We start from the raw sequence: 24,887 nt of genomic DNA on the forward strand, positions 1-24,887 counted from the left end.
AAGACCCATGACCCCACTCGAAACCATCGTCCGTGCCCGCGCGCCCCGTCTGGAGCTGCGCGGCCTGACCAAGGCCTATCCGGCCATCGTCGCCAACGACAAGGTGGATCTCACCGTCGAACCCGGTGAGATCCATGCCGTGCTCGGCGAGAACGGTGCTGGCAAGAGCACGCTCATGAAGTGCATCTACGGGGCGGTGAAACCGGACGCCGGCACCCTGTGGTGGAACGGCGAGGAGGTGCGGATCGCCCATCCGGCGCACGCCCGTTCGCTCGGCATCGGCATGGTGTTCCAGCACTTTTCGCTGTTCGAGACGCTGACCGTGACCGAAAACGCCGCGCTCGGTCTGCCCGGCCGGCCCGATCTGGTGGACCTGGCACGGCGCATCGAAGCGATCTCGCAGCGCTACGGGCTGGCGGTCGATCCCGGGCGCCATGTGCATTCGCTCTCGGTCGGGGAGCGCCAGCGGGTGGAGATCATCCGCTGTCTGCTGCAGAACCCGCAGCTGCTCATCATGGACGAGCCCACGTCGGTGCTCACGCCGCAGGCGGTGGACAAGCTGTTCGAGACGCTGCGGCAGCTGGCCGAGGGCGGCTGCAGCATCCTCTACATCAGCCACAAGCTGCACGAGATCCGGGCGCTGTGCCATGGCGCGACCGTGCTGCGGGCCGGCCGCGTGGTGGGGCGGTGCGACCCCCGCCGCGAAACCGAGGTCACGATGGCGCGCCTCATGGTGGGCGAGGACGTCAGCCCGTGCCAGCCTGGCACCCGGTCGGCGGTGCGCGGCGCCCCCGTGCTGGTGGTGGACCAGCTCAGCCAGCCCGCAGACGACCCCTTCGGCACCGACCTCAGCGACGTTGGCCTGACGGTCCACGCCGGAGAAATCCTGGGCATTGCCGGCGTCTCGGGCAACGGGCAGCAGGAGTTGCTTCGCCTGCTCTCGGGCGAAGCCCTGTGCCGGCGCGCCGACGCGATCCGCATCCTGGACACGCCGGCCGGGCACCTGCCACCGGCCGAGCGCCGCCGCGCCGGCCTCGGTTTCGTGCCGGAGGAGCGGCTGGGGCGGGGCGCCGTGCCCGCCATGTCGCTGACCGAAAACGCCTTGTTGACCGCCCATGCCAAGGGCTTCGTCCGGAACGGTCTGGTGGACACCCCTGCGATCACGGCGTTCGCGCGGCGCTGCATCGTGGACTTCAACGTCAAGTGCGGCGGTGGACAGGCCCCGGCGGAGAGCCTGTCGGGCGGCAACCTGCAGAAGTTCATCGTGGGCCGCGAAATCCTGCTGTCGCCCCGCCTGCTGGTGGTGGCGCAGCCCACCTGGGGGGTGGACGTGCAGGCCTGCGCCTTCATCCGGCGTTCGCTGATCGCGCTGCGCGACGCCGGTGTGGGCGTGCTGGTGATCTCGGACGATCTCGACGAGCTGTTCGAGATCTGCGACACGCTGTGCGTGATGGCCGGGGGCCGGCTTTCGCCCGTCCGTGCGCGCGACGGGACCGACGTGGAAGAGGTGGGTTTGTGGATGAGCGGGCTGTGGCCCGGCGCCGAGGCCCCCGCCGCCTTGAACACCTCATGGGAGGAGCAACGCCATGCGGCTTAAGCTCGAATCGCGCGCGGCACCATCGGCGGTGATGCGCTATGGCTCTCCGCTGGTGGCGCTGGCGCTGACGGCGGTCATCGGCAGCCTGATGTTCCTGTACCTCGGGCACAGCCCGCTGGCGGCGTTCCAGGCCTTGTTCGTGACACCCGTCAGCAGCCTGGGCGGCCTGGGTGAGCTGGCGCTCAAGGCGTCGCCGCTCATGCTGATCGCCACCGGCCTCACCGTGGGCTTTCGCGCCAACATCTGGAACATCGGCGCCGAAGGCCAATTGGTGATGGGCGCCATCGCGGGTGGGGGGCTGGCGGTTCTTTTCCATGGCGCTCAGGGTGTGTGGCTGCTGCCGGCCATGATGCTGGCCGGCGCCGTGGGCGGGGCGCTCTGGGCCGCCATCCCGGCCGTGTTGCGCACCCGCTTCAACGCCAACGAGATCCTGACCAGCCTCATGCTGACCTACGTGGCGCAACTCGTGCTGAGCTTCCTGGTTTATGGCCCGTGGCGCGACCCCGACGGCTTCAACTTCCCGCAGACCATCATGTTCGGCGAGAGCGCGCTGTTTCCCATCCTGATCGAGGGCACGCGTTTCAACGCCAGCCTGTTCGTCGCGCTGGCGGTGGTGGGCCTGGTGTGGATCTTCATGAGCCGCAGCATCCTGGGCTATCAGATGCGCGTGGCGGGCCTGTCGGGCGCTGCGGCCCTGTTCGCGGGCATCGATCCGAAGCGCACCGTGTGGGTGGGCATGCTGGCGGGCGGCGTGGCGGCTGGCCTGGCGGGCGTTGGCGAGGTGGCGGGACCGATCGGGCAGCTGCTGCCCGTGGTCTCGCCCGGTTACGGTTTCGCCGCGATCATCGTGGCCTTCGTCGGCCGGCTGCACCCGGTGGGCATCGTGCTGGCCAGCCTGCTCATGGCCCTGCTGTATCTGGGCGGAGAAGCCGCGCAGATGAGCCTGGGGTTGCCCGCCGCCATCACCGGTCTGTTCCAGGGCATGCTGTTGTTCATCCTGCTGGGAACGGATGTGTTCATCAACTACCGCCTGCGTGTGGTCCGTCCGGTCCTGCCGGCGCCTCGGCCGGCGGGTGAAGGAGTCCCTGCATGATCGACTTGCTGTTGCCCGTGGTGGTCGCCACCATCGGTGCGGGAACCGCCATCGCCTTCGCGGCCCTGGGGGAGCTCGTGACCGAAAAATCGGGTGTGCTCAACCTCGGTGTCGAAGGCATGATGCTGGTGGGCGCCATCGCGGCCTTCGCGGCGGCTTCGTCCAGCGGCAACCTGTGGATCGGCGTCGTGGCCGGTGTGCTCGCCGGCATGGTGCTGTCCCTGTTGTTTGCCTTTCTCACCCTCACGCTGATGGCCAACCAGGTGGCCTGCGGCTTGGCGTTGTCCATTTTCGGCGTCGGCCTGAGCGCTTACGCGGGCCTGAGCTACGTCAACATCGTCCTGCCCACCCAGCCGGTCTGGGCGCTGCCCGGCCTGGCGGCGCTGCCGGTGATCGGCCCCTTGTTCTTCCAGCACCAGCCGCTGGTGTACCTGTCGTGGATGCTGTTCGCTGCCGTGTGGTGGTTTCTCTACCGCAGCCGTGCCGGGCTGAAGCTGCGATCGGTGGGCGAATCGCCTTCGTCCGCGCATGCCCTGGGCCTGCCGGTGAACCGGGTGCGTTATCTCGCCACCCTGTTCGGTGGTGCCATGGCCGGCCTGGGGGGTGCCTTTCTCGCCGTCATGTACACGCCCATGTGGGTCGAGGGCATGACCGCGGGGCGGGGCTGGATCGCCCTGTCGCTGGTGGTGTTCGCCACCTGGCGGCCGGGCCGCATCCTGCTGGGCGCCTACCTGTTCGGCGGCATCACCGTGGCCCAGCTCTTTGCGCAGAGCCGAGGCGTCGCAGTGCCGTCCCAGCTCCTGTCCATGCTGCCCTACCTGGCCACCGTGGTGGTGCTGGTCGTCATCTCCAGCAATGCGCTGCGCATCCGCCTCAACACGCCCGCTTCGCTGGGCCTGTCCTTCCGTCCCGCGTCATGAACCCGAACACGAATCCCTCTGAAGCCGACATCGAGTTGCTGCGCCAGGCGATCGCCTTGTCGGCGCAATCGCGTGCGCGCGGGCGCCACCCGTTCGCGGCCCTGGTGGCCGATGCCCAGGGGCGGGTCGTCTCCAGCGCGGGCAACAATTCCATGCCACCCGAAGGCGATCCGACCCAGCACGCCGAGCTGGCCGCCGCCGCCCTGGCCGCGCGGCAACTGACGCCGCAGGAACTGGCGCAATGCACGCTTTACACCAGCGCCGAGCCCTGCTGCATGTGCGCCGGCGCGGTCTATTGGACCGGCATCGGCCGGGTGGTGTACGCGCTGTCCGAGCACGCCTTGCTGGGGCTGACCGGTGACCACCCCGATAACCCCACTTTCTCGCTGCCTTGCCGCGAGGTGTTCGCGCGCGGCCAGCGCGCCATCGAGGTGATCGGCCCCTTGCTGGAAGAAGAGGCAGCTGCACCGCATGCCGGCTTCTGGGACGCGCCGTCCTAAGCGGTGAAATCCACCGTGAGGGAGGGCAGGGGCGGTGTGAAGCGCGCCGACCAACGCTCGCCGGGCCGCACCGCCCAGGCGTCGGTCCAGGTGCCGGTGGTGACCACGTCGCCGGGCCGCAGATCGGGCGCGCCGGGGCAGGCGCGCAGGGTGTCGACAAAGTGCTTGAGCGCGCGCAAGGGGCTGTCGAGCACGTTGCTGCCCTGGCCCAGTTCGACCGGTTCTTCGTTCTTGAGCAGCGTGACACCGGCGTTGGCCAGCAGCGCATCGAGTTCGTCGGCGTTCCTCGCGAGCCCGCTCAAGGCCACGCGCCGGCCCACGAGCAAATGCGCGTGCAGTGCGCCGTCGGCCACGGTGTCGACCGGCAGGAACTTCCAGTCGGGCAGGTGCGACTGCACGATCTCGAAGCCCGGAGCGATCCAGTCGAGGGCGTCGAACAGATCGTCCAGTGTGGCGTTCGCCGCGGGCGTGGCCTTCAGGCCGAACACGGTCTCGGGCTCCAGGCGGGGCTGGCAGGTGTGCGCGAGCGACACGCGGCCTTCGCCTTCGCAGAACGTCAGCGTGGTGTCCCACACCGTGCCCCAGATCGGCGCGAACACGTTGTAGCGTGCCCAGATCGTGCGGTTGGTGAAGCCCACCTTGTAGCCGCGCGGCCGCTCGCCCCGCGCCAGGCGCAGGTCGCGCACCGCCAGGGCCTGTGCGTAGGCGGCGTCCAGATCGAAGCCGGCTTGCGCGCTGAGCGGGGCGGGCCAGAGGCGGCCCTGGTCCAGGTGGTCGAGCAGGGTCTGCGGGTTCATGGGCCCATCATAGTCAGGCGCTGGTGTCGGCGCGCCCGAACAGGCGGTGCACCTGGGCGCGGATCCACTGGTGCGCCGGGTCCTGCGCGGTGCTGGCATGCCAGACCAGGCGCACCTCGTAGCTGGGCGCGGCCGCGCGCGGCAGTTCCCACACGCGCAGGTCGTGGCGCTGGCCGAGGTTGGCGGCGTACATCTGCGGCACGATGGTCAGCAGGTCGGTGTTGAGCGCCAGCTCGGGCAGGGCGCCGAAGTGCCGCGCGCGCAGCACGATGCGCTCAGAGAGCTTCATGCGCACCAGCATCTTTTCGACGCTGCCGTGGAAGGTGGCGGTGGGCGAGGCCACGACCAGCGAGGCCTCGGACAACTGGCGGGCGCTCAGCGTGCGCCCCGCCGGCCCCGAGGCGGGACGCCAGCTCGAGGAGGTCAGCGCCACGTAGTGCTCGCGAAACAACAGCTCGGCGCGCACGCCGCGGTGGCGCGGCTGCAGGATGCCGATGGCGAAGTCGATGTCGCGCGATTCGAGCGCGGCCGGCACGTCCTCCGCCGCCACCGACACATTGGTCACGTGCGCCTGCGGCGCCTGCTGGCGCAGGGCCGCCGCCAGCGGCGGCAGGAACATCATTTCGCCCAGGTCCGACAGCGAGAGGCGCCAGCGCATCTCGCTGCGCGCGGGGTCGAAGTCGTCGCGCACGCTCACCAGGGCTTCGAGCATCTGCAACTGCGCCTGCACCTCGGGTGCCACGCGCTCGCACAGGCGCGTGGGCTGCAGGCCGCTGGGCGAGCGCACGAACAGGTCGTCCTTGAAGTAGTCGCGCAGGCGCGCCAGGGCGTTGCTGGTGGCGGGCTGGGAGAGCGCGAGCGCCTTGCCGGCCGCCGTCACCGAACCGGTGCGGTGGATCGCGCCGAGCACGCGCAGCAGGTTGAGATCGAGTTGGCGGAAGTTCATGGCGAGCCTCTCAGGGTTGGCCCTGATTATCCATGCCGTGAATACACCACATCAGATCAATCCATTTGTCAGATGGGGATGGGGCGCCTACATTGCCGGGCATAACGACAGGAGACCCACGGTTGGAACGTTCATTCCACAGCGAAATCGAGGCCCTCAAGCTGGGCCACGGCGAGACCTTCCACGGCGAAGGCATTCTGGCGGTGACCAAGGCACTGCTGCAGTCCGGCGTCACCTACGTCGGCGGCTACCAGGGTTCACCCATCTCCCATCTGCTCGATGTGATGGTGCAGGCCAAGCCCTACATGGACGAACTCGGCGTGCACGTCGAGGCCTGCACGAACGAGAGTTCGGCGGCCGCGATGCTGGCCGCGTCCATCATGTACCCGGTGCGCGGTGCGGTCACCTGGAAATCGGTGGTCGGCACCAACGTCGCGTCCGACGCGCTGTCCAACCTGGCCTCGCCGGGGGTGATGGGCGGCGCGCTGATCGTGGTGGGCGAGGACTACGGCGAAGGCGCCAGCGTGATCCAGGAGCGCACGCACGCCTTCGCGATGAAGTCCGCGCTCTGGCTCATGGACCCGCGCCCCAACCTGCCGACCATCGTGCGCATGGTCGAGAAGGGCTTCGAACTCTCCGAGGCCTCGAACACGCCGGTGATGATGGAGCTGCGCATCCGCGCCTGCCACGTGCAGGGCAGCTTCGTGGCCAGCGACAACATCGCGCCCGCCATCTCCAGCCGCCTGCTGCAACAGGAGGCGGCCTCGTTCAGCTACGACCGCCTCTCGCACCCGCCGTCCACCTTCCGCCATGAGAAGCACAAGTACGAAGTGCGCATGCCGGCGGCGCGCAAGTTCATCGAGGAAGCGGGCCTGAACGAGCACTTCGACGGGCGCCACGGCGAGGTGGGCCTGATCGTGCAGGGTGGGCTCTACAACACCACCATGCGCGCGCTGCAGCAGGCCGGCCTGGCCAATGGCACGGGCGAGAGCGACATTCCGATGCTGGTGCTCAACGTGGTGTACCCGCTGGTGCCCGAGCAGATCGCCGCCTTCTGCGCCGGCAAGCGCGCGGTGCTGGTGATCGAGGAGGGCCAGCCCGAGTTCATCGAGCAGGACATCGCCACGCAGCTGCGCCGCGCCGACCTGCAGACGCGCCTGCACGGCAAGGACCTGCTGCCCATGGGCGGCGAGTACACGGCCGAGATCCTGCTGAAAGGCCTCACGGCCTTCGTGGGCGAGCACCTGCCCACGCTGGACACCACCGCGGCGACCACCTTCAGCACCGAGCTGGCCGAGGTGCGCGAGCGCGCGCTGGCCGAACTCGGCGGCGGCTTGCCCGCGCGCCCACCCAATTTCTGCACCGGTTGCCCGGAGCGCCCGGTGTTCGCCGCGCTCAAGCTGGTCGAGCGCGAGGTGGGCAAGCTGCACATCTCCACCGACATCGGCTGCCATTCCTTCGCCACCTTCGAACCGTTCTCGTTCGGCAACTCCATCCTCGGCTACGGCATGAGCATGGCGTCCAGCGCGGCGGTGAAGAACTTCTCGGCCAAGCGGCCGATCGCCATCATGGGCGACGGCGGTTTCTGGCACAACGGCCTGCTCTCGGGCGTGAGCTCGACCCTGCTCAACCAGGGCGACGGCGTGCTGGTGATCATGAAGAACGGCTACACCTCGGCCACCGGCACGCAGGAGACCATGTCCACGCCGGCCTCCGAAGCCAAGCGCGTGGCCGAAGGCTCCAGCGCCACGGCCGACGAGATGACGATCGAGAACACGCTGCAGGGCATGGGCGTGAAGTGGGTCAAGACGGTGCACAACTACCGCGTCTCCAAGGTGCGCGATGTCTTGAAGGAGGCGGTGAATTCGCCGTTCAAGGGCCTCAAGGTGGTGATCGCCGAAGGCGAGTGCCAGCTCGAACGCCAGCGCCGCCTCAAGCCGATCCGCGCGCGCCGCCTCAAGGAAGGCCTGCGCAGCGTGCGCACGCGCTACGGTGTGGACGAGGACACCTGCACCGGCGACCACTCCTGCATCCGCCTCTCGGGCTGCCCCACGCTCACCGTCAAACCCACGAACGATCCGCTGCGGCGCGAACCCGTGGCGCACGTCACCAACGGCTGCGTGGGCTGCGGCCTGTGCGGCGAGGTGGCCGACGCCGCCGTGTTGTGCCCCTCGTTCCACAAGATCGAGATCGTCACGCACCCCAGCTGGTGGGACCGCCTCACCGACCGCTTCAACCGCTTCTTCATCGGCCTGCTGCAGCCGGCCTGAGCCATGACCCCACAAGACAACTCCTACGGCATCCTGATCGCCGCGCTCGGCGGCGAAGGCGGCGGTGTGCTGGCCGACTGGCTGGTGCAGTGCGCGCGCCGCCACGGCCTGCCGGTGCAGGCCACCTCGGTGCCCGGCGTGGCGCAGCGCACCGGCGCCACCAGCTACTACATCGAGCTGCTGCGCGAACCCGTGAGCGGGTCGGCCCATCCCGTGTTCGGCCTCACACCGGTGGCCGGCCGCGTGGACGTGCTGGTGGCCAGCGAGCTGCTGGAAGCCGCTCGCATGGTCGAGCGCGGCTTCGTGACCGGCCGCACCACGCTGATCGCGTCCACGCACCGCGTCTACACCACGGTGGAGAAGATGCACATGGCCGACGGCCGGCAGGACCCGCAGTGCCTGGCCGATGCCGCGCGTGCGCTGGCGCGCCATGCGGTGCTGTTCGACATGGAAGCCGTGACAGTGAAGACCGGCACCGTGGTCTCCGCCGTGATGTTCGGCGCGCTCGCCGGCGCCGGTGTGCTGCCCTGGCCGCGCAGCGTGTGCGAGGACGTGATCCGCGAATCCGGCAAGGGCGTGCAGGCCAGCCTGGCCGGTTTTGCCGCTGCGTTCGACGAGGCCGCGCAACCTTCGATTCCCGCCGCCGAAGTGTCGAAAGACGCGCTGCAGGTGCTGGCCGATGCCCAGCTGCCGTCCGTGTTGCAGGGCGAGTGGATGGTGCGCCTGCAGACCTGGCCGCCCGCCGTGCAGTTGCTCGCCGCGCACGGCGCGCTGCGCTGCCGCGACTACCAGAACGACCGCTACGCCCAGACCTTCTTCGACCATGTGCAAGGCCTGGTGGACGCGACGCCACCTGCCGCCAGCGAGGCCCTGGAAGAGGCGGTGCGCCACCTCGCGCTGTGGATGTGCTTCGAGGACGTGATCCGCGTCGCCGACCTCAAGACGCGGCGCAGCCGCTACGCGCGCGTGGCGAGCGAAGCCCAGGCCAAGCCGGGCGACATCGTGCGCGTCACCGAGCACTTCAAGCCGGGTGTGGACGAAGTGGCGGCGGTGCTGCCGCGTGCGCTGGGGCAGTGGCTGGTGGCGCTGGCCACGAAGCGCGGCTGGATGGGCAAGGCCCATGTGGGCCTGCACATCCGCTCCACCAGCCTCTGGGGCTATCTCATGCTGCGCAGCCTGGCCTGGCTGCGCCCGCTGCGGCCGCGTTCGCTGCGCTACGCGCAGGAGCACGAAACGCTGGGCGTGTGGCTCGCCGCCATGCGCCAGGTGCTGCGGCAGTCGCCCGCGCTGGCGCTGGTGCTCGCGGGCCTGCCGCAGGTGCTCAAGGGCTATGGCGACACGCAGGTGCGCGGCCGCGAGAACTACGCGCGCCTGTGGGCCATGCACGTGGCGCCGGTGCTCGGTGGCACCGCCGACGCCGAGCAGGTCGCCCCCCGTTTGCGCGAGGCCCTGCGGACCACGCTCGCCGATCCCGAAGGCAAGCTCAACCAGGCGCACCGCGCCGCGCCCGGCCCCAAGGCGCAGCCCGTGTTCTGGGCCGCGAAGGCCCCACCCCGGGAAACCACGGTCACCCCTCACGCATGAATGCCTGCACCATGCGACCTTTCTTGAAAAACCTCAACAACCAGGAGACAAAGATGAAGAACCCGATCCAGACTTCCTTGCGCGCTGTTGCCATGGCAACCCTTCTGCTGGGCGCGGCCATCGCGCAGGCGCAGGACAAGGCGGTCGAGCTGAAGTTCGCGCACTGGCTGCCGGCCTCGCACCCGCTGGCCAAGCTCGGTTTCGAGCCCTGGGCCAAGTCGGTGGAAGCGGCGTCCAAGGGCTCGATCAAGGTCGCCCTGTTCCCGGCGCAGCAGCTCGGCAAGGCCGCCGACCACTACGACATGGCGCGCGACGGCATCGCCGAGATGACCTGGGTGAATCCGGGTTACCAGGCCGGCCGCTTCCCCATGATCGCCGCCGGTGAACTGCCCTTCCTGATCGGCAAGCCCGGCCCCGGCTCGGCCGCGCTGGACCAGTGGTACCGCTCCTACGCCGCCACCGAAATGAAGGACGTGAAGTTCTGCTTCGCGCACGTGCACATCGGCACCTTCCACGCCAAGAAGCCGATCACCGAACCCGGCCAGTTGAAGGGCATGAAGATCCGCTCGGCCAACGGCACCGTGGCCCAGACCATGACGCTGCTGGGCGCGACCAACGTGCAGGTCTCGGCCCCCGAGTCGCGCGACGCGCTCGACAAGGGCGTGGCCGATGCCATCACCTTCCCCTGGAACTCCATCGTGTCCTTCGGCATCGACAAGGCCGTCAAGTTCCACAGCGACATGCGCTTCTACGCCTCCGACTTCGTGTGGGTGCTCAACAAGCCCTGGTACGACAAGCTGGCGGCCGGCCAGAAGAAGGTCATCGACGACCACTGCAACAACGAATGGGCCGGCAAGGTCGGCGGCGCCTGGGGCGATGAGGAAGACTCGGGCCAGGCCAAGCTGGAGAAGACGCCGGGCCACACCATCGTGAAGATCTCGCCCGCGCAGCTCGACGTGTGGAAGAAGGCGGTGGATCCCGTGTACGCCCAGTGGGTGAAGGCCGCCGACGCCGCCGGCAACAAGGGCCAGGCCGCGCTGGATGACCTGCGCAAGGAACTGGCCAACCGCAAAGCCGGCAGCTGATGAAGCGCCTGTTCTCGGCCATCGAGACGGTGGCCGCGCTGTTCCTGCTGCTGATCGCGTTGCTGACGGCCGGCAACGTGCTGCTGCGCTACGCGTTCAGCATGCAGATCCCCGACTGGTTCGACGGCACGCAGATGCTGCAGGGCATCGCGATGTTCTGGGGCATCGCCCTGGCCACCTACTACGGCACCCACATCGGGGTCGACATCGTGTGGGAGCACCTGAGCCCCAAGGGCCAGCGCCGCATGGACCTGCTGGCCACCGCCCTGAGCGCCGCCTTCCTCGTGCCCCTGGCGTGGATGGTGTGGGTCAAGGTGGGTGGCACCGGCAGCCAGGGCACCATGGACCTGCGGCTGCCGCTGCAGTGGTTCTACAGCGTGGCAGCCGTGGGCGCCAGCGTGGCGGGGGTGCTGGCGCTGGTGCGCCTGGTGCACCTGTGGCAGGGCCGCGCGGCCAGCCCCGAGCCGGTGGACGACGACGTGCCAGGAGCGGCCCATGGATCGTGATCTGGTGGCCCTGCTGGGCTTCGTGGGCATGTTCGCCCTCATGGCCGTGCGCGTGCCGATCGGCGTCGCCATGGGCATCGCCGGCGTGGGCGGTTTCGCGCTGCTCTCGGGCACCACGCCCGCGCTGAACCTGTTGGCCAACGTGCCGCTGTCGGTGCTCACCGACTACAACCTCATCGTGATCCCGATGTTCATCCTGATGGGGGCTTTCGCCTCGCATTCGGGCATGAGCACCGAGCTGTTCAAGGCGGGGCGGGCCTGGCTGGGCCATCGGCGCGGCGGCCTGGCGCTGGCATCCATCGCGGCCTGCGGCGGCTTCTCGGCCATCAACGGGTCGTCGGTCGCCACCGCGGCCACCATGACGCAGGTGGCCCTGCCCGAGATGCGCCGCGCGGGTTACCACCCGGGCTTCTCGGCCGGGCTGATCGCGGCCGGTGGCACGCTGGGCATCATGATCCCGCCCTCGGTGATCATGGTGCTCTACGGCATCATGACCGAGACCGACATCACCAAGCTGTTCGCGGCCGGCATCATCCCCGGCTTCATGGCGATCGGGTTCTACAGCGTGGTGGTGGCCATCGTGGCGCGCCTGCGGCCCGACACCATGCCCCGCGGCGAACGCCTGGGCTGGGGCGAGCGCTTCGCCTCGCTGCGCCCGCTCTGGGCGGTGGTGGTGCTGTTCGTGTTCGTGCTGGGTGGCATCTACGGTGGCATCTTCACCGTGCAGGAAGCGGCCGGCGTGGGCGCGATCGGCACGCTGGCCATCGGCATGCTGCGCGGGCGCCTGGGCTGGAAACAGATCAAGGCCGCCCTCATCGGTGCGCTGCGCGTGTCCTCGGCCATCATGATGATCGTGGTCGGCGCCTACCTGTTCGGCTACTTCCTCACCATCACCCAGTTCACGCAGAACGCGGTGGAGTTCCTGGTGCACCTGCCGGTGGGGCCGTATGGCGTGCTCGCGCTCATCATGGTGGGCTACCTGATCCTCGGCGCGGTGATGGACGAGCTCGCGATGATCCTGCTGACCGTGCCCATCGTGTTCCCCGCGATGATGCAGCTGGGTTTCGACCCGGTGTGGTTCGGCGTGATCGTGGTGATGGCGGTGACCTTCGGCATGATCTGCCCGCCCGTGGGCATGAACGTGTTCGTGATCAACTCCATCGCGCGCGACGTGCCGCTGGGCGCGATCTACAAGGGCACCATGCCCTTCATCGCGGTGGACGTGGTGCGCCTGCTGATCCTGTGCGCGTTCCCGGCCCTGTCGCTGTGGCTGCCAGGGTTCATTGAATAGCGGCATGGCGCCCGCGTGGCGCTATGCTGCCGTTCATGAACACCCCTTTCCTCGAAACCCTTGAAGCGGTGAGCGGCGGCGACGCCGCCGCCCAGCCCGCTGCCTCCATCATCGTGCTGCACGGCCTGGGCGCCGACGGCAACGACTTCGTGCCGATCGCGCGCGAGCTCGACCTGCGCGCGCTCGGCCCGGTGCGCTTCGTGTTCCCCAGCGCCCCGGTGCTGCCGGTCACGCTCAACGGCGGTTACCGCATGCGCGCCTGGTACGACATCCACCCGCCCAGTGCGAACCCGGCCGTGCCGCGCCTCGAAGACGAGGCCGGCCTGCGCGCCGCGCAAGGCCTGGTGCAGGGCCTGATCGACCGCGAGGTCACGCGTGGCGTGCCGGCCCACCGCATCGTGCTCATGGGCTTTTCGCAGGGCTGCGCGATGACGCTCATGACCGGCCTGCGCGCGCCGCAGCGCCTGGCCGGGCTGGCGGGGCTCTCAGGCTACCTGCCGATCGCCGAAACCACCGCCGCCGAGCGCGGTGAGGCCAACCGCGACACACCCATCTTCCTCGCGCACGGCGAAGACGACCCCATGGTCACCATCGACCGAGCCATCGCTTCGCGCGACGAGCTGCAGCGCCTGGGGTATGCGGTGGAATGGCACAGCTACCCGATGGAACACACCGTGAGCACGCAGGAGGTGGACGACCTCAACGTGTGGTTGTTGAAGGTCCTGGCCGACGCATGAGCGTGCCGGCCAGGCGCGCCATGTCGCGCCCGTAGAGGATCAGCGCCAGCGCCAGGCCGATCACCGGCATCGCGACGAACACCCAGCCGGTGAGCCGCTCGCCGCCCAGCCAAACGCCCACGCACAGCGCCACCACGGGGTTCACGAAGGAGTAGCTGCCCGCCAGCGCCGCCGTGGTGTTCTTCAGCAGCCAAAGGTAGGCGTTGAGCGTGACCATGGTGCCCATGACCACCAGGTACAACCAGGCCAGCACCGAGGCCAGCGACACCTGTTGCCAGGCCACGGTGCGCGCGCCCGGCTCCCACAGCGCGGCCACCACCAGCCCGAGCAGGCCACCCAGCAGCCACTGCGCGGCCGAGGCCATGGCCGGTGGCGGCAGGGCCATGCGGCGCGAGGCGTAGGAACCGAGGCTCCAGGCCAAGGGCGCGCCGAAGGCGCACAGCGAGCCCATCAACGTGGTCGAAAAATCGCCCTCCAGCGCCAGCAGCAGCGCGCCGCCCGCGCCCAGCGCGAGGCCGATCCAGCTGGTGAGGGGCACGCGCTCGCCGCCCCAGCGCGTCCACAGCGCGAGCCACATCGGCATGGTGGTCACCACGGTGGCCATCAGGCCCGAGCCGATGCCGGCCTTCTGCGCCAGCACCACCAGCGCCATGGCCGCGAAAGCCATCAGGCCGCCGATGAGGGCGCTTGCGCGCCACTGCGCCGCCGTCGGCCAGGCTTGGCCCTGCCAGCGCGCGATGCCGAGCATCAACACACCCGCGAGCACGAAGCGCGCGCCGTTCATGAGCACGGGCGGCAGGGACTGCATGGCCACGTCGAGCGCGAAGTAGGTCGTGCCCCAGACCAGGTAGACGATCAGCAGGGCGCCACCCAGGCGCAGGGTCTGGCGGTCCAGGCGATTCAGGTTGAAAATGGCAGGCATCGCGAGTTGATTGGCGGAAATTATTCGGCAGATCGCTTCATGACTGTATTTTGATCACAATATCGGCCGTATGCAAGCAAATATCAATATCGACGACACGGACGCCAGAATTCTTACGGTTCTGAGCGCCGACAGCCGGCGTTCCTACGCCGAGGTGGCGGCCGAGGTGGGCCTGTCCACGGCGGCCGTGCACGAGCGCGTGAAGAAGATGGCCGAGCGCGGTGTGATCGAACGCTTCGCCTTGCGCGTGGACCCGGACCGCGTGGGCTTGCGCTTCACCGCCTTCGTGGCGATCCGCAACGACGGCGGCGCGCACTGCCGCGACGTGGCGCCGCGCCTGCGCGAGCTGCCCGAGGTGCTGGAGCTGCACAGCGTGGCCGGCGAACACGACTTCCTGGCCAAGATCCGCACCACCCACGCGCGCGCGCTGGAAGAGGTGCTCTACAAGATCAAGGCCATTCCCGGCGTGGCGCGCACCACCAGCACCGTGGTGCTCAACACCGAGTTCGAAGACCGCCCGCTGCAGCTGCCCGCCGACCGCGAGGCCTGAGGCGGCTCAGGGTGTCTCGCGCAGCCAGTAGCCGGGCCGCGCGTAGACCTTCTTGAGGTGGTCGATGAAGAAGCGCACCTTGGCCGGCAGGTGCCGCTGCTGCGGGTAGACGGCCAGGATGTCGTAGGCGGGCAGGGCGAACTCATCGAGCACCGTGACCAGCTCGCCGCGCTGCAGCTGCGCCTGGATCTCCCAGGTGGAGCGCCAGCCCAGGCCCATGCCCTCGCTGACCCAGCGGTGCAGCAGCTCGCCGTCGTTGCAGTCCAGGTTGCCTTCCACGCGCACCGTCACCGTGCGATCGCCCTGCTGGAAGTACCAGCCGCGCTGCTGGCCGCCCTGCAGGTTGAAGGCCAGGCAGTTGTGTTCCTTCAGGTCGTCCAGCGTGCGCGGCTTGCCGTGCTTGCGGAAGTAGGCTGGCGTGCCGCAGACCACGCGCTGGTTGGTGGCCAGGTGCACGGCGACGAAGTTGGGGTCGATCGCGCCGCCGATGCGCAGGCCCAGGTCGTAGCCCTCGCGCACCAGATCCACCACGCGGTCGGTGAGGTTGAACGAGAGCTTGACCTCGGGGTTGGCCTTGAGAAAGGCGCTGGCGTGCGGTGCCACGTGCAGTCGCCCGAAGGCCGCCGGGGCCGACACCACCAGGTGGCCGCTGGCGCGGTGCTTCTGCGCCGACACCGTGGCCTCGGCGGCCGACCACTGCGTGAGCAGCGTGCGGCACTCGTCCAGAAAACCCGCGCCCTGCTCGGTGAGCGCCAGGCGCCGGGTGGAGCGGTGGATCAGCTGCGTGCCCAGGCGGCGCTCCAGCGCGTCGATGCGCCGGCCCATCATCACCGGCGTGATGCCCGCGTGCAGCGCGGCGGCGGCCAGGCTGCCATGCTCCATCGCCATCACGAAGGCCTCGATTTCCTTGAAGCGGTCCATGGCGGCATGTTAACGCCGCCGGCCGCTCATTGCATACCTGGAGTATCGAATCAGCGTACCGCCGCTGCCATTCCCAAGAGGAAGGGTTCTCCCTAGCATCGAACCCAGTCCCTCAACCCAGGTAAGGAATCGCATCATGGCCCGAATGACCGCGGCGCAAGCCGCCATCTGTGTGCTGGAGAAAGAAGGCATCTCGCAGGCCTTCGGTGTGCCCGGCGCCGCCATCAACCCGTTCTACGCCGCCATGCGCCAGCGCGGCAGCATCAGCCACATCCTGGCGCGGCACGTGGAAGCCGCCTCGCACATGGCCGAGGGCTACACCCGGGCGCGCGCCGGCAACATCGGCCTGTGCATCGGCACCAGCGGCCCGGCCGGCACCGACATGATCACCGGCCTGTACTCGGCGCAGGCCGACAGCATCCCCATCCTCTGCGTCACCGGCCAGGCGCCGCGCGCGCGGCTGTACAAGGAAGACTTCCAGGCGGTGGACATCGAGAGCATCGCCAAGCCGGTGACCAAGTGGGCCGTGACGGTGCGCGAGCCCGCGCTGGTGCCGCGCGTGTTCCAGCAGGCCTTCCACCTCATGCGCTCGGGCCGCCCGGGCCCGGTGCTGATCGACCTGCCGTTCGACGTGCAGATGGCCGAAATCGAATTCGACCCCGACACCTACGAGCCCCTGCCGGTCTACAAGCCCGCCGCGAACCGCCGGCAGATCGAGAAGGCGCTGGACATGCTGGCCGCGTCCACCAAGCCGCTCATCGTGGCCGGCGGCGGCATCATCAACGCCGACGCGGCCGACCTGCTGGTGGAGTTCGCCGAGCTCACCGGCGTGCCGGTGATCCCCACCCTCATGGGCTGGGGCACGATCCCCGACGACCACCCGCTCATGGCCGGCATGGTGGGCCTGCAGACCAGCCACCGCTACGGCAACGCCACCATGCTCGCGAGCGACTTCGTGCTCGGCATCGGCAACCGCTGGGCCAACCGCCACACCGGCTCGGTGGAGACCTACACCAAGGGCCGGAAGTTCGTGCACGTGGACATCGAGCCCACGCAGATCGGCCGCGTGTTCGATCCCGACTACGGCATCGTCTCCGACGCCAAGGCCGCGCTGCAGCTGTTCGTGGACGTGGCGCGCGAGCGCAAGGCCGCCGGCCACTGGCCGAGTTACGCCAACTGGGCCGGCCGCTGCGCCGAGCGCAAGCGCCTCATGCTGCGCCAGACGCACTTCGAGCAGATCCCGATGAAGCCGCACCGCGTCTACGAAGAGATGAACCAGGTGTTCGGCCGCGACACGGTCTACGTGAGCACCATCGGCCTGTCGCAGATCGCGGGCGCGCAGTTCCTGCACGTCTACGGCCCGCGCCAGTGGATCAACTGCGGCCAGGCCGGCCCGCTGGGCTGGACCATGCCGGCCGCGCTCGGCGTGGTGGCCTCCGATCCGACGAAGAACGTGGTCGCGCTCTCGGGCGACTACGACTTCCAGTTCCTGATCGAGGAACTCGCGGTGGGCGCGCAGTTCCGCCTGCCGTACGTGCACGTGCTGGTAAACAACTCCTACCTCGGCCTGATCCGCCAGAGCCAGCGCGGCTTCGACATGGACTACTGCGTGCAGCTGGCCTTCGACAACCAGAACCTGGACGAGGGCGCGGGCGAGCTGCGCGGCTACGGGGTGGACCACGTCGCCGTGGTCGAGGGCCTGGGCTGCAAGGCCCTGCGCGTGACCGACCCCGAGAAGCTGCAGGGCGCCTTGCGCGAAGCGCAGCAACTCGCCGCGTTGCACCGCGTGCCGGTGGTGGTGGAATGCATACTGGAGCGCGTCACCAACATCGCCATGGGCACCGAGATCGACAAGATCAACGAATTCGAGGCCATCGACTGCCGCGCCCCGCAGGGCCTGGAGACGGTGGGCCTGCTGGACTGAACCCGAGAACAGAGACAAGGACACCTTCCCATGCCGACCTTCGCCGCCAACCTCTCCATGCTCTGGAACGAGCTGCCCTTTCTTGACCGCTTCGCCGCCGCCGCGCGCGCGGGCTTCAAGTCGGTGGAGTTCCTGTTCCCCTACGACTTCCAGCCCGACGAGATCAGGCAGCGCCTGACCGAGCACCAGCTGCAACTGGTGCTGCACAACATGCCGGCGGGCGACTGGGCCGCCGGCGAACGCGGCAAGGCCTGCTGGCCCGGTCACGAAGACGAGTTCCGCGCCAACGTGGCGCGCGCCCTGCAGTACGCCACCGCACTGGGCGCGCCGAACCTGCACTGCATGGCCGGCATTCCGCCCAAGGGCACGGGCACCGCGCAGGCGCAGGCCACGCTGGTGGGCAACCTGCGCTTCGCGGCCGAGGCCGCGAAGCAGCAAGGGGTGCGCCTGCTGCTCGAACCCATCAACCATTTCGACATCCCCGGCTTCTTCGTGAACCGCCCGCGCCAGGCGATCGCCCTGATGGACGAGGTCGGCTCGGACAACCTCTTCCTGCAGTACGACATCTACCACGCGCAGCGCATGGAGGGCGAGCTCACCAGCACCATCAAGGACCTGCTGCCGCGCATCGCCCACATGCAGTTGGCCGACACGCCCGGCCGCCACGAGCCGGGCACCGGCGAAATCAACTACCGCTACCTGTTCGACGCCATCGACGACCTGGGCTACACCGGCCAGATCGGTTGTGAATACAAGCCACGCGACCCCGGCCCCGGTGGCACGGACAAAGGCCTCTCGTGGGTGGCCGCGCACGGCCAGACGCTCGAACTGCAAGGAGAACCGGCATGACCAAGGACGGACTCAAGGTCGGCTTCGTCGGCCTGGGCATCATGGGCGCGCCCATGGCCCTCAACCTGCTCAAGGCCGGGCATGCGCTGTTCGTGGCCAGCCGCGGCAAGATCCCGGCGGCCTTCGCGGAAGCGGGGGCCACCGTGTGCACCAACGCCACCGAGGTGGCGCGGCGCGCCGACATCGTCATCACCATGGTGCCCGACACACCGCACGTGGACGACGTGCTGTTCGGCGAGACCGGCCTGGCCAAGGGCCTGAGCGCGGGCAAGCTGGTGATCGACATGAGCTCCATCAGCCCCATGGCGACCAAGGAGTTCGCCAGGAAGATCAACGCGCTGGGCTGCGATTACCTGGACGCGCCGGTCAGCGGCGGCGAGGTGGGCGCCAAGGCCGCGAGCCTGACCATCATGGTGGGTGGCCCGCAGGCCGCGTTCGACCGCGCCCAGCCGCTGTTCGCCGCCATGGGCAAGAACATCACCCTGGTGGGCGGCAACGGCGACGGTCAGACCACCAAGGTGGCCAACCAGATCATCGTGGCGCTCAACATCGAGGCCGTGGCCGAGGCCCTGCTGTTCGCCAGCAAGGCCGGCGCCGACCCGGCCAAGGTGCGCCAGGCGCTGATGGGCGGCTTCGCGGCCAGCCGCATCCTGGAGGTGCATGGCGAGCGCATGGTCAAGCGCACTTTCAACCCGGGTTTCCGCATCGAGCTGCACCAGAAGGACTTGAACCTCGCGCTGCAGGGCGCGAAGGAACTGGGCCTGAGCCTGCCGCACACCGCGAGCGCGGCCCAGCTCATGCAAAGCTGCGCCGCCCACGGCATGGCCGGGCTGGACCACTCGGCCCTGTGCCGCAGCCTGGAGCTGATGGCGAAGCACGAGATCGCCCCCGAACCGGCGGCCTGAGGTCAGGCGTCCGGGGCGGCGCCGGGGTCGATCAATTCGACCGAGCGCAGCACATGGCGCCACTCGGGGTGGTCGGGGGAGGCCGCCCAGTGGCGCATCGCGTCGAGGAACAGCGCGATGAAGCTGCGCGCCGCGGGCGAGGGCGTTTCCTGCGCGCGGCGCACCACGCCCACCAGGTGGGAGCGGAAGCGTTCGCGCAGGGGCAGGGCCACCAGGCGGTCGCGCAGGCTGGCGGTTTCCACCAGCGGCCAGGGGCAGAAACTGAGCATGTCGGTCTGCTGCACCAGCGTGAGCATGAGCGAGGCCGAATGCGCGAGGTGGATGCGCTGGCGCGGCGGCTCGATACCGTGCTGCCCGAACAGGTTGTCCAGGATCATCGCGCGCTCGATCGGCGCGAAGTTGAGGATCCAGTCGTCCTCGAGCAGCTCGGCCAGCGAGCGCGCGGCGCTGCGCGGGTGGCCCAGGCGCGCCACCACCGTCATGTCGTAGCTGAACAGGGGCATGGCCTGCAGGCCCTGCATCGCGTCGTCGGGGGCGATGCGCCCGATCATGAGGTCCAGGCTGCCTTCGCGCAGCTTGGGGTAGGCCAGGGCGGACAGGCCGTCGAAGAACTCGAGCTGCACGTGCGGCAGGGCCGCCCGGAAGGCCGGTACCACGCGCGCGAGCAGCGTCTGCGCGACCCAGGGCGTGACGCCCACCGACAGCCGCTGCGTGGCGCCCGAGTCGCGGTGGCGCGCCAGCGCCTCCTCGGCCTCGCGCAGCTGGGCCGTCACGCGCTGGGCGTGGACCAGCAGCTCCTGGCCCGCCGGCGTGAGGGCGATGCCGTGGCCGTGCCGCGTGAGCAGCGCGATCTCGGCGTGCGTCTCCAGCTCGCGCAGCCCCTGCGTCACCGTGGCCTGGCTCAGCCCCATCGAGCGCGCCGCCGCGCGGATGCTGCCTTCGGCGGCCACCGTCGCGAGGTAGCGGAGCTGGTGCACTTTCATATGACGGCATTATGTCCACGACAGGCAGCGGCGAGCGTCGAGCAGTTTGACCTGTCTACCCCGCGCGGGGGGCGGTTCATAGACTCGCCGGCATGAACTTCTGCATCGACAACGCTGCCGCCATTCACCAAGTGCTGCCCGCCGTGCGCGAGACCGCCGCCGAGATGGTGGCCCTGCGGCACCAGATCCACGCCCACCCCGAACTCGCCTACGAAGAGTTCGCCACCAGCGACCTGGTGGCCGCCCGCCTGGCCGAGTGGGGCTACGAGGTGCACCGGGGCCTGGCCGGCACCGGCGTGGTGGGCACGCTGCGCCGGGGGCAGGGCACGCGCCGCCTGGGCATCCGCGCCGACATGGACGCGCTGCCCATCCAGGAAACCACGGGCCTGCCCTACGCGAGCACCGTGGCCGGCAAGATGCACGCCTGCGGCCACGACGGCCACACCGCCATCCTGCTCGCCGCCGCGCGCTGCCTGGCGCAGGAAGGGGGCTTCGACGGCACGCTGAACCTGATCTTCCAGCCGGCCGAAGAAGGCCTGGGCGGCGCCCGCCGCATGGTCGAAGAAGGCCTGTTCGAGCGTTTCCCCTGCGACGCGGTGTACGCGCTGCACAACATGCCGGGCTTTCCCGTCGGCCAGTTCGGTTTCAAGGAAGGGCCGTTCATGGCCTCGTCCGATTCGGTCATGGTGACGGTGCATGGCCAGGGCGGGCACGGTTCCTCGCCGCACCTCGCGGCCGACCCGGTGGTGGCCGCCGCCCACATCATCGTGGCGCTGCAGACCATCGTCTCGCGCAACGTGGACCCGCGCGAGATGGCGGTGATCTCCGTGGGGGCGATCCACGGCGGCGACGCGCCCAACGTGATCCCCGGCAGCGTGCAGATGCGCCTGACGGTGCGCGCCTACCGCCCCGAGATCCGCGCCATGCTGCGCGAGCGCATCACCGCGCTCGTGCAGGCGCAGGCCGCCACGCTGGGCGTGCGCGCCGAGGTGGACTACCACTGGCGCTACCCCGCGCTGGTCAACCACGTGGAGAGCACGCGCTTCGCGCGCGAGGTCGCGCGCGACTGGCTGGGCGACGAGGGCCTGCTGCCCGAGCTGCAGCCGCTCACCGGCAGCGAAGACTTCTCGTTCATGCTGGAGCACTGCCCGGGCAGCTACCTCATCGTCGGCAACGGCGTGGGCGAGCACCACGGCAGCGGCGGCTGCATGGTGCACAACCCCGGTTACGACTTCAACGACGCCATGCTGCCCATCGCCGCGAGCTACTGGGTGCAGCTGGCGCGCCGTTTCCTGGCGCCCGCGAGCTGAGCGGCGCCGCATCTCCTGTCCCGCAACCCACGAAGGCACCGCCACCATGTCCCACCCGCTCCTCTCGATCTCCCGGCGCGCGGCCATCGCCGCCCTCGGTGCCACCGCCCTCGTCGGTGTGGCTTCCCCGGCCCTGGCCCAGGGCGCTTACCCCACCAAGCCGATCCGCATCGTGGTGGGTTACGCGCCGGGTGGTTCGGTGGACATGGCCGCGCGCGTGGTCGCCGACGTGCTCACCGCCAAGCTCGGCACCACGGTGGTGGTGGAGAACGTCTCGGGCGCGGCCGGCATCGTCGCGGCGCAGCGCGTGGTCAACAGCCCGGCCGATGGCTACACCCTGCTGGCCGGTTCGAGCAACGAGATGGCCGCCACCGGCCTGGTGAACCCGGCGCAGAAGTACGACCCGATCAAGGACCTCACGCCCATCGGCCTCATCGCCACCGCGCCGGTGCTGCTGGTGGCCGGATCCGGGATGCCGGTGAAGAACCTCGATGAGTTCATCGCGCTGGTCAAGCGCAACCCCGGCAAGTACAGCTACGGCAGCTCGGGCGTGGGCTCGACGCTGCACTTCGCGGGCGAACTCGTGAAGCAGCGCGCCGGCCTGTTCATCACGCACATTCCCTACCGCGGCACCAGCGCGCTCACCAGCGATCTGGCCGGCGGCACGCTGGACTTCGCCATCGTCTCGCCCACCGCCGCGGCCCCTTTCCTTCAGGGTGGGCGCATCACCGCGCTGGGCATCACCTCGGCGCAGCGCTTTCCCACCTTGCCGCAGGTGCCCGCGCTGGGCGAGCACCCGCAGCTCAAGGGCTACGACCTGGTCGGCTGGTTCGCGCTCGCCGCGCCGCGCGGACTGCCGCCGGAGATCGCGCAGCGCCTCTCGGCCGCGCTCAAGGCGGGGCTGGCGGAGCCGGGTTTCCGCCAGCGCCTGGAGGCGGGCGGCGCCATTCCGCCGGCCGGCAACGAAGACCTGGCGCAGATCATGCGCGCCGACCTCCAGAAGTACGCGGGCTTGGTGAAATTCGCGAACATGCGCGAGTGAGTCGGGGGTGGGTTTCGGGTGTTACCAGTCTGTAACCCGATGGTCCCTGGGGTCGCTAGACTTCCCCCTCATGAACGAGCCGACCACCCCACCCAGTCTGAACGACCCCCGCGCCCTGCTGCGCCACCTGTACGACGTGGCGGTGCAGCGCGCGCTGCCTTTGCACAACACGGCCGCGAGCCTGCCGAAACCGCCCAAAGGCCGCACCCTGGTGCTGGGCGCGGGCAAGGCCGGCGGGGCCATGGCGCAGGCGGTGGAAGCCCTGTGGCCGGCCGACGCGCCGCTCTCGGGCCTGGTCGTCACGCGCTACCACCACACACCGCCCCGGCCTGAAGGCCTGCCGCAGCGCATCGAGGTGGTGGAGGCTTCCCACCCGGTGCCCGACGCGGCCGGGCTCGACGCGGCGCAGCGCATCCTGAAACTCGCCGATGGCCTCACGGCCGACGACCTGGTGCTGTGCCTGATCTCCGGCGGCGGCTCGGCCCTGCTTACGCTGCCTTGCGAAGGCCTCACGCTGGAAGACAAGCAGCGCATCAACCGCCAGTTGCTGGAGAGCGGCGCGCACATCGGCGAAATGAACACCGTGCGCAAGCACCTCTCGGCCATCAAGGGCGGGCGCCTGGCGGCGGCCTGCGCGCCCGCGCGCGTGGTCACGCTCACCATCAGCGACGTGCCCGGCGACGACGTCAGCGTGATCGCCAGCGGCCCCACCGTGGCCGATGCCTCCACCTGCGCCGAGGCGCTGGACATCCTGCGCCGCTACGGCATCGAGGTGCCGCCGGCGGTGCGCGCGCAGCTGGAAAGCGGCGCGCTCGAAACCCCCAAACCCGGCGACACCCGCCTGCAGGGCCACGCGGTGGAACTCATCGCCACCCCGCAGCAAAGCCTGGAAGCCGCCGCCGAGGCGGCGCGCGCCCTGGGCCTGAACGTGGTGATCCTCAGCGACGAGATCGAAGGCGAGTCGCGCGAGGTGGGCAAGGTGCACGGCGCGATGGCGCGCTCCACCGCGCTGGGCCGCAGCAGCTTCCAGACGCCCTGCGTGATCCTCAGCGGCGGCGAAACCACCGTCACGGTGCGCCCACGCGCGCCCGGCCAGGCCAAGGGCCGCGGCGGGCGGGCCGGCGAGTTCTGCCTGGGCCTGGCGCAGGCCCTGGGCGGACAGGCCGGCGTGTGGGCCCTGGCGGCCGATACCGACGGCATCGACGGGGTAGAGGACAATGCGGGTGCGCTGGTGACGCCCGACACCCTGGCCCGAGCCAGCGAAAAGGGCCTCAAGCTCACCGACCACCTGGCCCGCAACGACGCCTACGGCTTCTTCGAGCCGATCGGCGACCTGGTGATCACCGGGCCCACGCACACCAACGTGAACGACTTCCGGGCCGTGCTGGTGGTGTGACACCGGCGCGTTCCGCCCGGCGGTGAACCCCGCCGGCGGAGCCCCCACAACCCGCTTGATGTCGATCGCGCCCGAAAGGGCGCCCTAGGAAAGTCTTTTGCGCAGCCATTTCAACCGTTCCGCCCTGGTGCGTCAGCTCGCCGGGTGGTTGCCCGTGTCGGCGGATGTGCCGCGCCAGGACATGGCCGAGCGCCTGGGCGAGTGGTTGAACGTGGCCGACGCCATCGCCCTGCATTCGGCCCACCAGACCCTGCCCTCGGTGACGGCCCGGCGCGCCGCCGTCAAGAACAACGCCGCCGATGCGCAGGCCGAGCTGCAGCGCCTGCGCGCCACGCTCAGCCAGTCCATCACCACGCCACCCCAACCGCCGGTGGACGCCAGCGACGCCGAATTCGCCCCCCACCACCAGCGCTGCCTCGACCAGCAGCGCCGCATGGAGATGGGCATCGACGCGCTGCGCGGCCACCTGCGCCAGACCCTGGCCGCCACCTCGCCCCGCCTGGCGCAGCTCGCCGCGCTGGACGCCACGCTGGACCAGATGCTGGGCGGGCGCGAGCAGCGACTGCTCGCCGGCCTGCCGGCCTTCCTCAAGGCGCGGTTCGAACACCAGCGCCAGACCCACCCCGACACCTGGCCCCCCCTGTTCGAGCAGGACCTCCAGCAGGCCTTGCTGGCCGAGCTCGACCTGCGGCTGCAGCCGGTGCTGGGCATGATCGAAGCGCTGGCCCAGGCGCCCGCGAAGCCGCATTGAATTGAATC

23 protein-coding genes are annotated in these 24,887 nt (G+C 69.7%); 18 read left to right on the forward strand and 5 right to left on the reverse strand.

Features of this window, described 5'->3' with window-relative positions; genetic code table 11:
- Nucleotides 1-7 precede the first annotated feature (7 nt).
- The 4 genes from AC1Q9M_RS07535 to AC1Q9M_RS07550 are packed head-to-tail and all read left to right on the forward strand — an operon-like array spanning nt 8 to nt 4,110.
- Nucleotides 8-1,597 carry an ABC transporter ATP-binding protein gene (locus tag AC1Q9M_RS07535; protein WP_382323513.1) on the forward strand — a complete coding sequence of 530 codons (1,590 nt, stop codon included), beginning with the start codon at nt 8-10 and terminating at the stop codon, nt 1,595-1,597.
- On the forward strand, nt 1,587-2,690 hold the full coding sequence (locus tag AC1Q9M_RS07540; protein ID WP_492433123.1) for an ABC transporter permease: 1,104 nt from the start codon (nt 1,587-1,589) through the stop codon (nt 2,688-2,690). The genes AC1Q9M_RS07535 and AC1Q9M_RS07540 overlap by 11 nt, the downstream gene beginning before the upstream one ends.
- Entirely contained in the window at nt 2,690-3,610 is a 921-nt protein-coding gene (locus AC1Q9M_RS07545) for an ABC transporter permease (protein WP_492433406.1), read from the forward strand. Before AC1Q9M_RS07540 ends, AC1Q9M_RS07545 begins: the two co-directional genes overlap by 1 nt.
- On the forward strand, nt 3,607-4,110 hold the full coding sequence (locus AC1Q9M_RS07550; RefSeq protein ID WP_492433125.1) for a nucleoside deaminase: 504 nt from the start codon (nt 3,607-3,609) through the stop codon (nt 4,108-4,110). Before AC1Q9M_RS07545 ends, AC1Q9M_RS07550 begins: the two co-directional genes overlap by 4 nt.
- On the opposite strand, the gene AC1Q9M_RS07555 is transcribed toward AC1Q9M_RS07550, so the two are convergent.
- Complete coding sequence (locus AC1Q9M_RS07555) at nt 4,107-4,907, reverse strand: 2-keto-4-pentenoate hydratase (protein ID WP_492433127.1); 801 nt, start codon at nt 4,905-4,907, stop codon at nt 4,107-4,109. The genes AC1Q9M_RS07550 and AC1Q9M_RS07555 overlap by 4 nt on opposite strands.
- A 13-nt stretch (nt 4,908-4,920) precedes the next feature.
- Complete coding sequence (locus AC1Q9M_RS07560; RefSeq protein ID WP_382160689.1) at nt 4,921-5,853, reverse strand: LysR substrate-binding domain-containing protein; 933 nt, start codon at nt 5,851-5,853, stop codon at nt 4,921-4,923.
- Nucleotides 5,854-5,975: 122 nt separating this feature from the next.
- On the opposite strand from AC1Q9M_RS07560, the gene AC1Q9M_RS07565 reads away from it, so the two are divergent.
- The 6 genes from AC1Q9M_RS07565 to AC1Q9M_RS07590 are packed head-to-tail and all read left to right on the forward strand — an operon-like array spanning nt 5,976 to nt 13,326.
- Nucleotides 5,976-8,123 (forward strand): thiamine pyrophosphate-dependent enzyme, encoded by a 2,148-nt coding sequence (locus AC1Q9M_RS07565; RefSeq protein ID WP_492433130.1) that lies wholly within the window; start codon nt 5,976-5,978, stop codon nt 8,121-8,123.
- Between the two features lie 3 nt (nt 8,124-8,126).
- Nucleotides 8,127-9,707, forward strand: coding sequence for an indolepyruvate oxidoreductase subunit beta family protein (locus AC1Q9M_RS07570; protein ID WP_382323518.1), 1,581 nt, complete (start codon nt 8,127-8,129; stop codon nt 9,705-9,707).
- A gap of 53 nt (nt 9,708-9,760) precedes the next feature.
- Nucleotides 9,761-10,792, forward strand: coding sequence for a TRAP transporter substrate-binding protein (locus tag AC1Q9M_RS07575; protein ID WP_382160680.1), 1,032 nt, complete (start codon nt 9,761-9,763; stop codon nt 10,790-10,792).
- On the forward strand, nt 10,792-11,298 hold the full coding sequence (locus tag AC1Q9M_RS07580) for a TRAP transporter small permease (protein ID WP_492433132.1): 507 nt from the start codon (nt 10,792-10,794) through the stop codon (nt 11,296-11,298). Before AC1Q9M_RS07575 ends, AC1Q9M_RS07580 begins: the two co-directional genes overlap by 1 nt.
- Nucleotides 11,288-12,589: a TRAP transporter large permease gene (locus tag AC1Q9M_RS07585; protein ID WP_382323521.1), complete on the forward strand. Its 1,302-nt coding sequence runs from the start codon at nt 11,288-11,290 to the stop codon at nt 12,587-12,589. Before AC1Q9M_RS07580 ends, AC1Q9M_RS07585 begins: the two co-directional genes overlap by 11 nt.
- A 35-nt stretch (nt 12,590-12,624) precedes the next feature.
- Nucleotides 12,625-13,326, forward strand: a complete 702-nt coding sequence (locus tag AC1Q9M_RS07590; protein ID WP_382323522.1) for an alpha/beta hydrolase — start codon at nt 12,625-12,627, stop codon at nt 13,324-13,326.
- On the opposite strand, the gene AC1Q9M_RS07595 is transcribed toward AC1Q9M_RS07590, so the two are convergent.
- Nucleotides 13,289-14,248 (reverse strand): EamA family transporter, encoded by a 960-nt coding sequence (locus AC1Q9M_RS07595; protein WP_382323523.1) that lies wholly within the window; start codon nt 14,246-14,248, stop codon nt 13,289-13,291. The genes AC1Q9M_RS07590 and AC1Q9M_RS07595 overlap by 38 nt on opposite strands.
- Nucleotides 14,249-14,318: 70 nt before the next feature.
- Between AC1Q9M_RS07595 and AC1Q9M_RS07600 the strand changes: the two genes are divergently transcribed.
- Nucleotides 14,319-14,798, forward strand: a complete 480-nt coding sequence (locus AC1Q9M_RS07600; protein WP_382160664.1) for an Lrp/AsnC family transcriptional regulator — start codon at nt 14,319-14,321, stop codon at nt 14,796-14,798.
- A gap of 6 nt (nt 14,799-14,804) precedes the next feature.
- Here AC1Q9M_RS07600 and AC1Q9M_RS07605 read toward each other — a convergent pair whose 3' ends face one another.
- Nucleotides 14,805-15,719 (reverse strand): LysR family transcriptional regulator, encoded by a 915-nt coding sequence (locus AC1Q9M_RS07605; protein ID WP_492433136.1) that lies wholly within the window; start codon nt 15,717-15,719, stop codon nt 14,805-14,807.
- Between the two features lie 136 nt (nt 15,720-15,855).
- Here AC1Q9M_RS07605 and gcl point away from each other — a divergent pair, with 136 nt between their 5' ends.
- Genes gcl through AC1Q9M_RS07620 form a run of 3 tightly spaced genes read left to right on the forward strand, consistent with a single transcriptional unit; the run spans nt 15,856 to nt 19,397 of the window.
- Complete coding sequence (gene gcl, locus AC1Q9M_RS07610; protein WP_382160656.1) at nt 15,856-17,643, forward strand: glyoxylate carboligase; 1,788 nt, start codon at nt 15,856-15,858, stop codon at nt 17,641-17,643.
- A 30-nt stretch (nt 17,644-17,673) separates the two neighbouring features.
- The gene (gene hyi, locus AC1Q9M_RS07615) at nt 17,674-18,492 is read left to right on the forward strand and encodes a hydroxypyruvate isomerase (protein ID WP_492433138.1); all 819 of its coding nucleotides are present in this window, start codon (nt 17,674-17,676) and stop codon (nt 18,490-18,492) included.
- Nucleotides 18,489-19,397: a 2-hydroxy-3-oxopropionate reductase gene (locus AC1Q9M_RS07620; RefSeq protein ID WP_382160650.1), complete on the forward strand. Its 909-nt coding sequence runs from the start codon at nt 18,489-18,491 to the stop codon at nt 19,395-19,397. The genes hyi and AC1Q9M_RS07620 overlap by 4 nt, the downstream gene beginning before the upstream one ends.
- Before the next feature lie 2 nt (nt 19,398-19,399).
- Here the strand turns inward: AC1Q9M_RS07620 and AC1Q9M_RS07625 are convergent, their stop codons facing one another.
- On the reverse strand, nt 19,400-20,380 hold the full coding sequence (locus AC1Q9M_RS07625) for a LysR family transcriptional regulator (protein ID WP_492433140.1): 981 nt from the start codon (nt 20,378-20,380) through the stop codon (nt 19,400-19,402).
- A 92-nt stretch (nt 20,381-20,472) separates the two neighbouring features.
- Here AC1Q9M_RS07625 and AC1Q9M_RS07630 point away from each other — a divergent pair, with 92 nt between their 5' ends.
- The 4 genes from AC1Q9M_RS07630 to AC1Q9M_RS07645 all read left to right on the forward strand — a co-directional run bounded on the left by AC1Q9M_RS07630 (nt 20,473) and on the right by AC1Q9M_RS07645 (nt 24,879).
- Nucleotides 20,473-21,690, forward strand: a complete 1,218-nt coding sequence (locus AC1Q9M_RS07630; protein ID WP_382160644.1) for a M20 aminoacylase family protein — start codon at nt 20,473-20,475, stop codon at nt 21,688-21,690.
- Nucleotides 21,691-21,736: 46 nt separating this feature from the next.
- Entirely contained in the window at nt 21,737-22,732 is a 996-nt protein-coding gene (locus AC1Q9M_RS07635; RefSeq protein ID WP_492433143.1) for a Bug family tripartite tricarboxylate transporter substrate binding protein, read from the forward strand.
- A 70-nt stretch (nt 22,733-22,802) separates the two neighbouring features.
- Entirely contained in the window at nt 22,803-24,128 is a 1,326-nt protein-coding gene (locus AC1Q9M_RS07640; protein ID WP_382160639.1) for a glycerate kinase type-2 family protein, read from the forward strand.
- Between the two features lie 97 nt (nt 24,129-24,225).
- Nucleotides 24,226-24,879 carry a DUF3348 family protein gene (locus AC1Q9M_RS07645; protein ID WP_382323530.1) on the forward strand — a complete coding sequence of 218 codons (654 nt, stop codon included), beginning with the start codon at nt 24,226-24,228 and terminating at the stop codon, nt 24,877-24,879.
- Nucleotides 24,880-24,887 lie beyond the last annotated feature (8 nt).

This window comes from Hydrogenophaga sp. GW823-FHT04C09, from assembly GCF_058796355.1.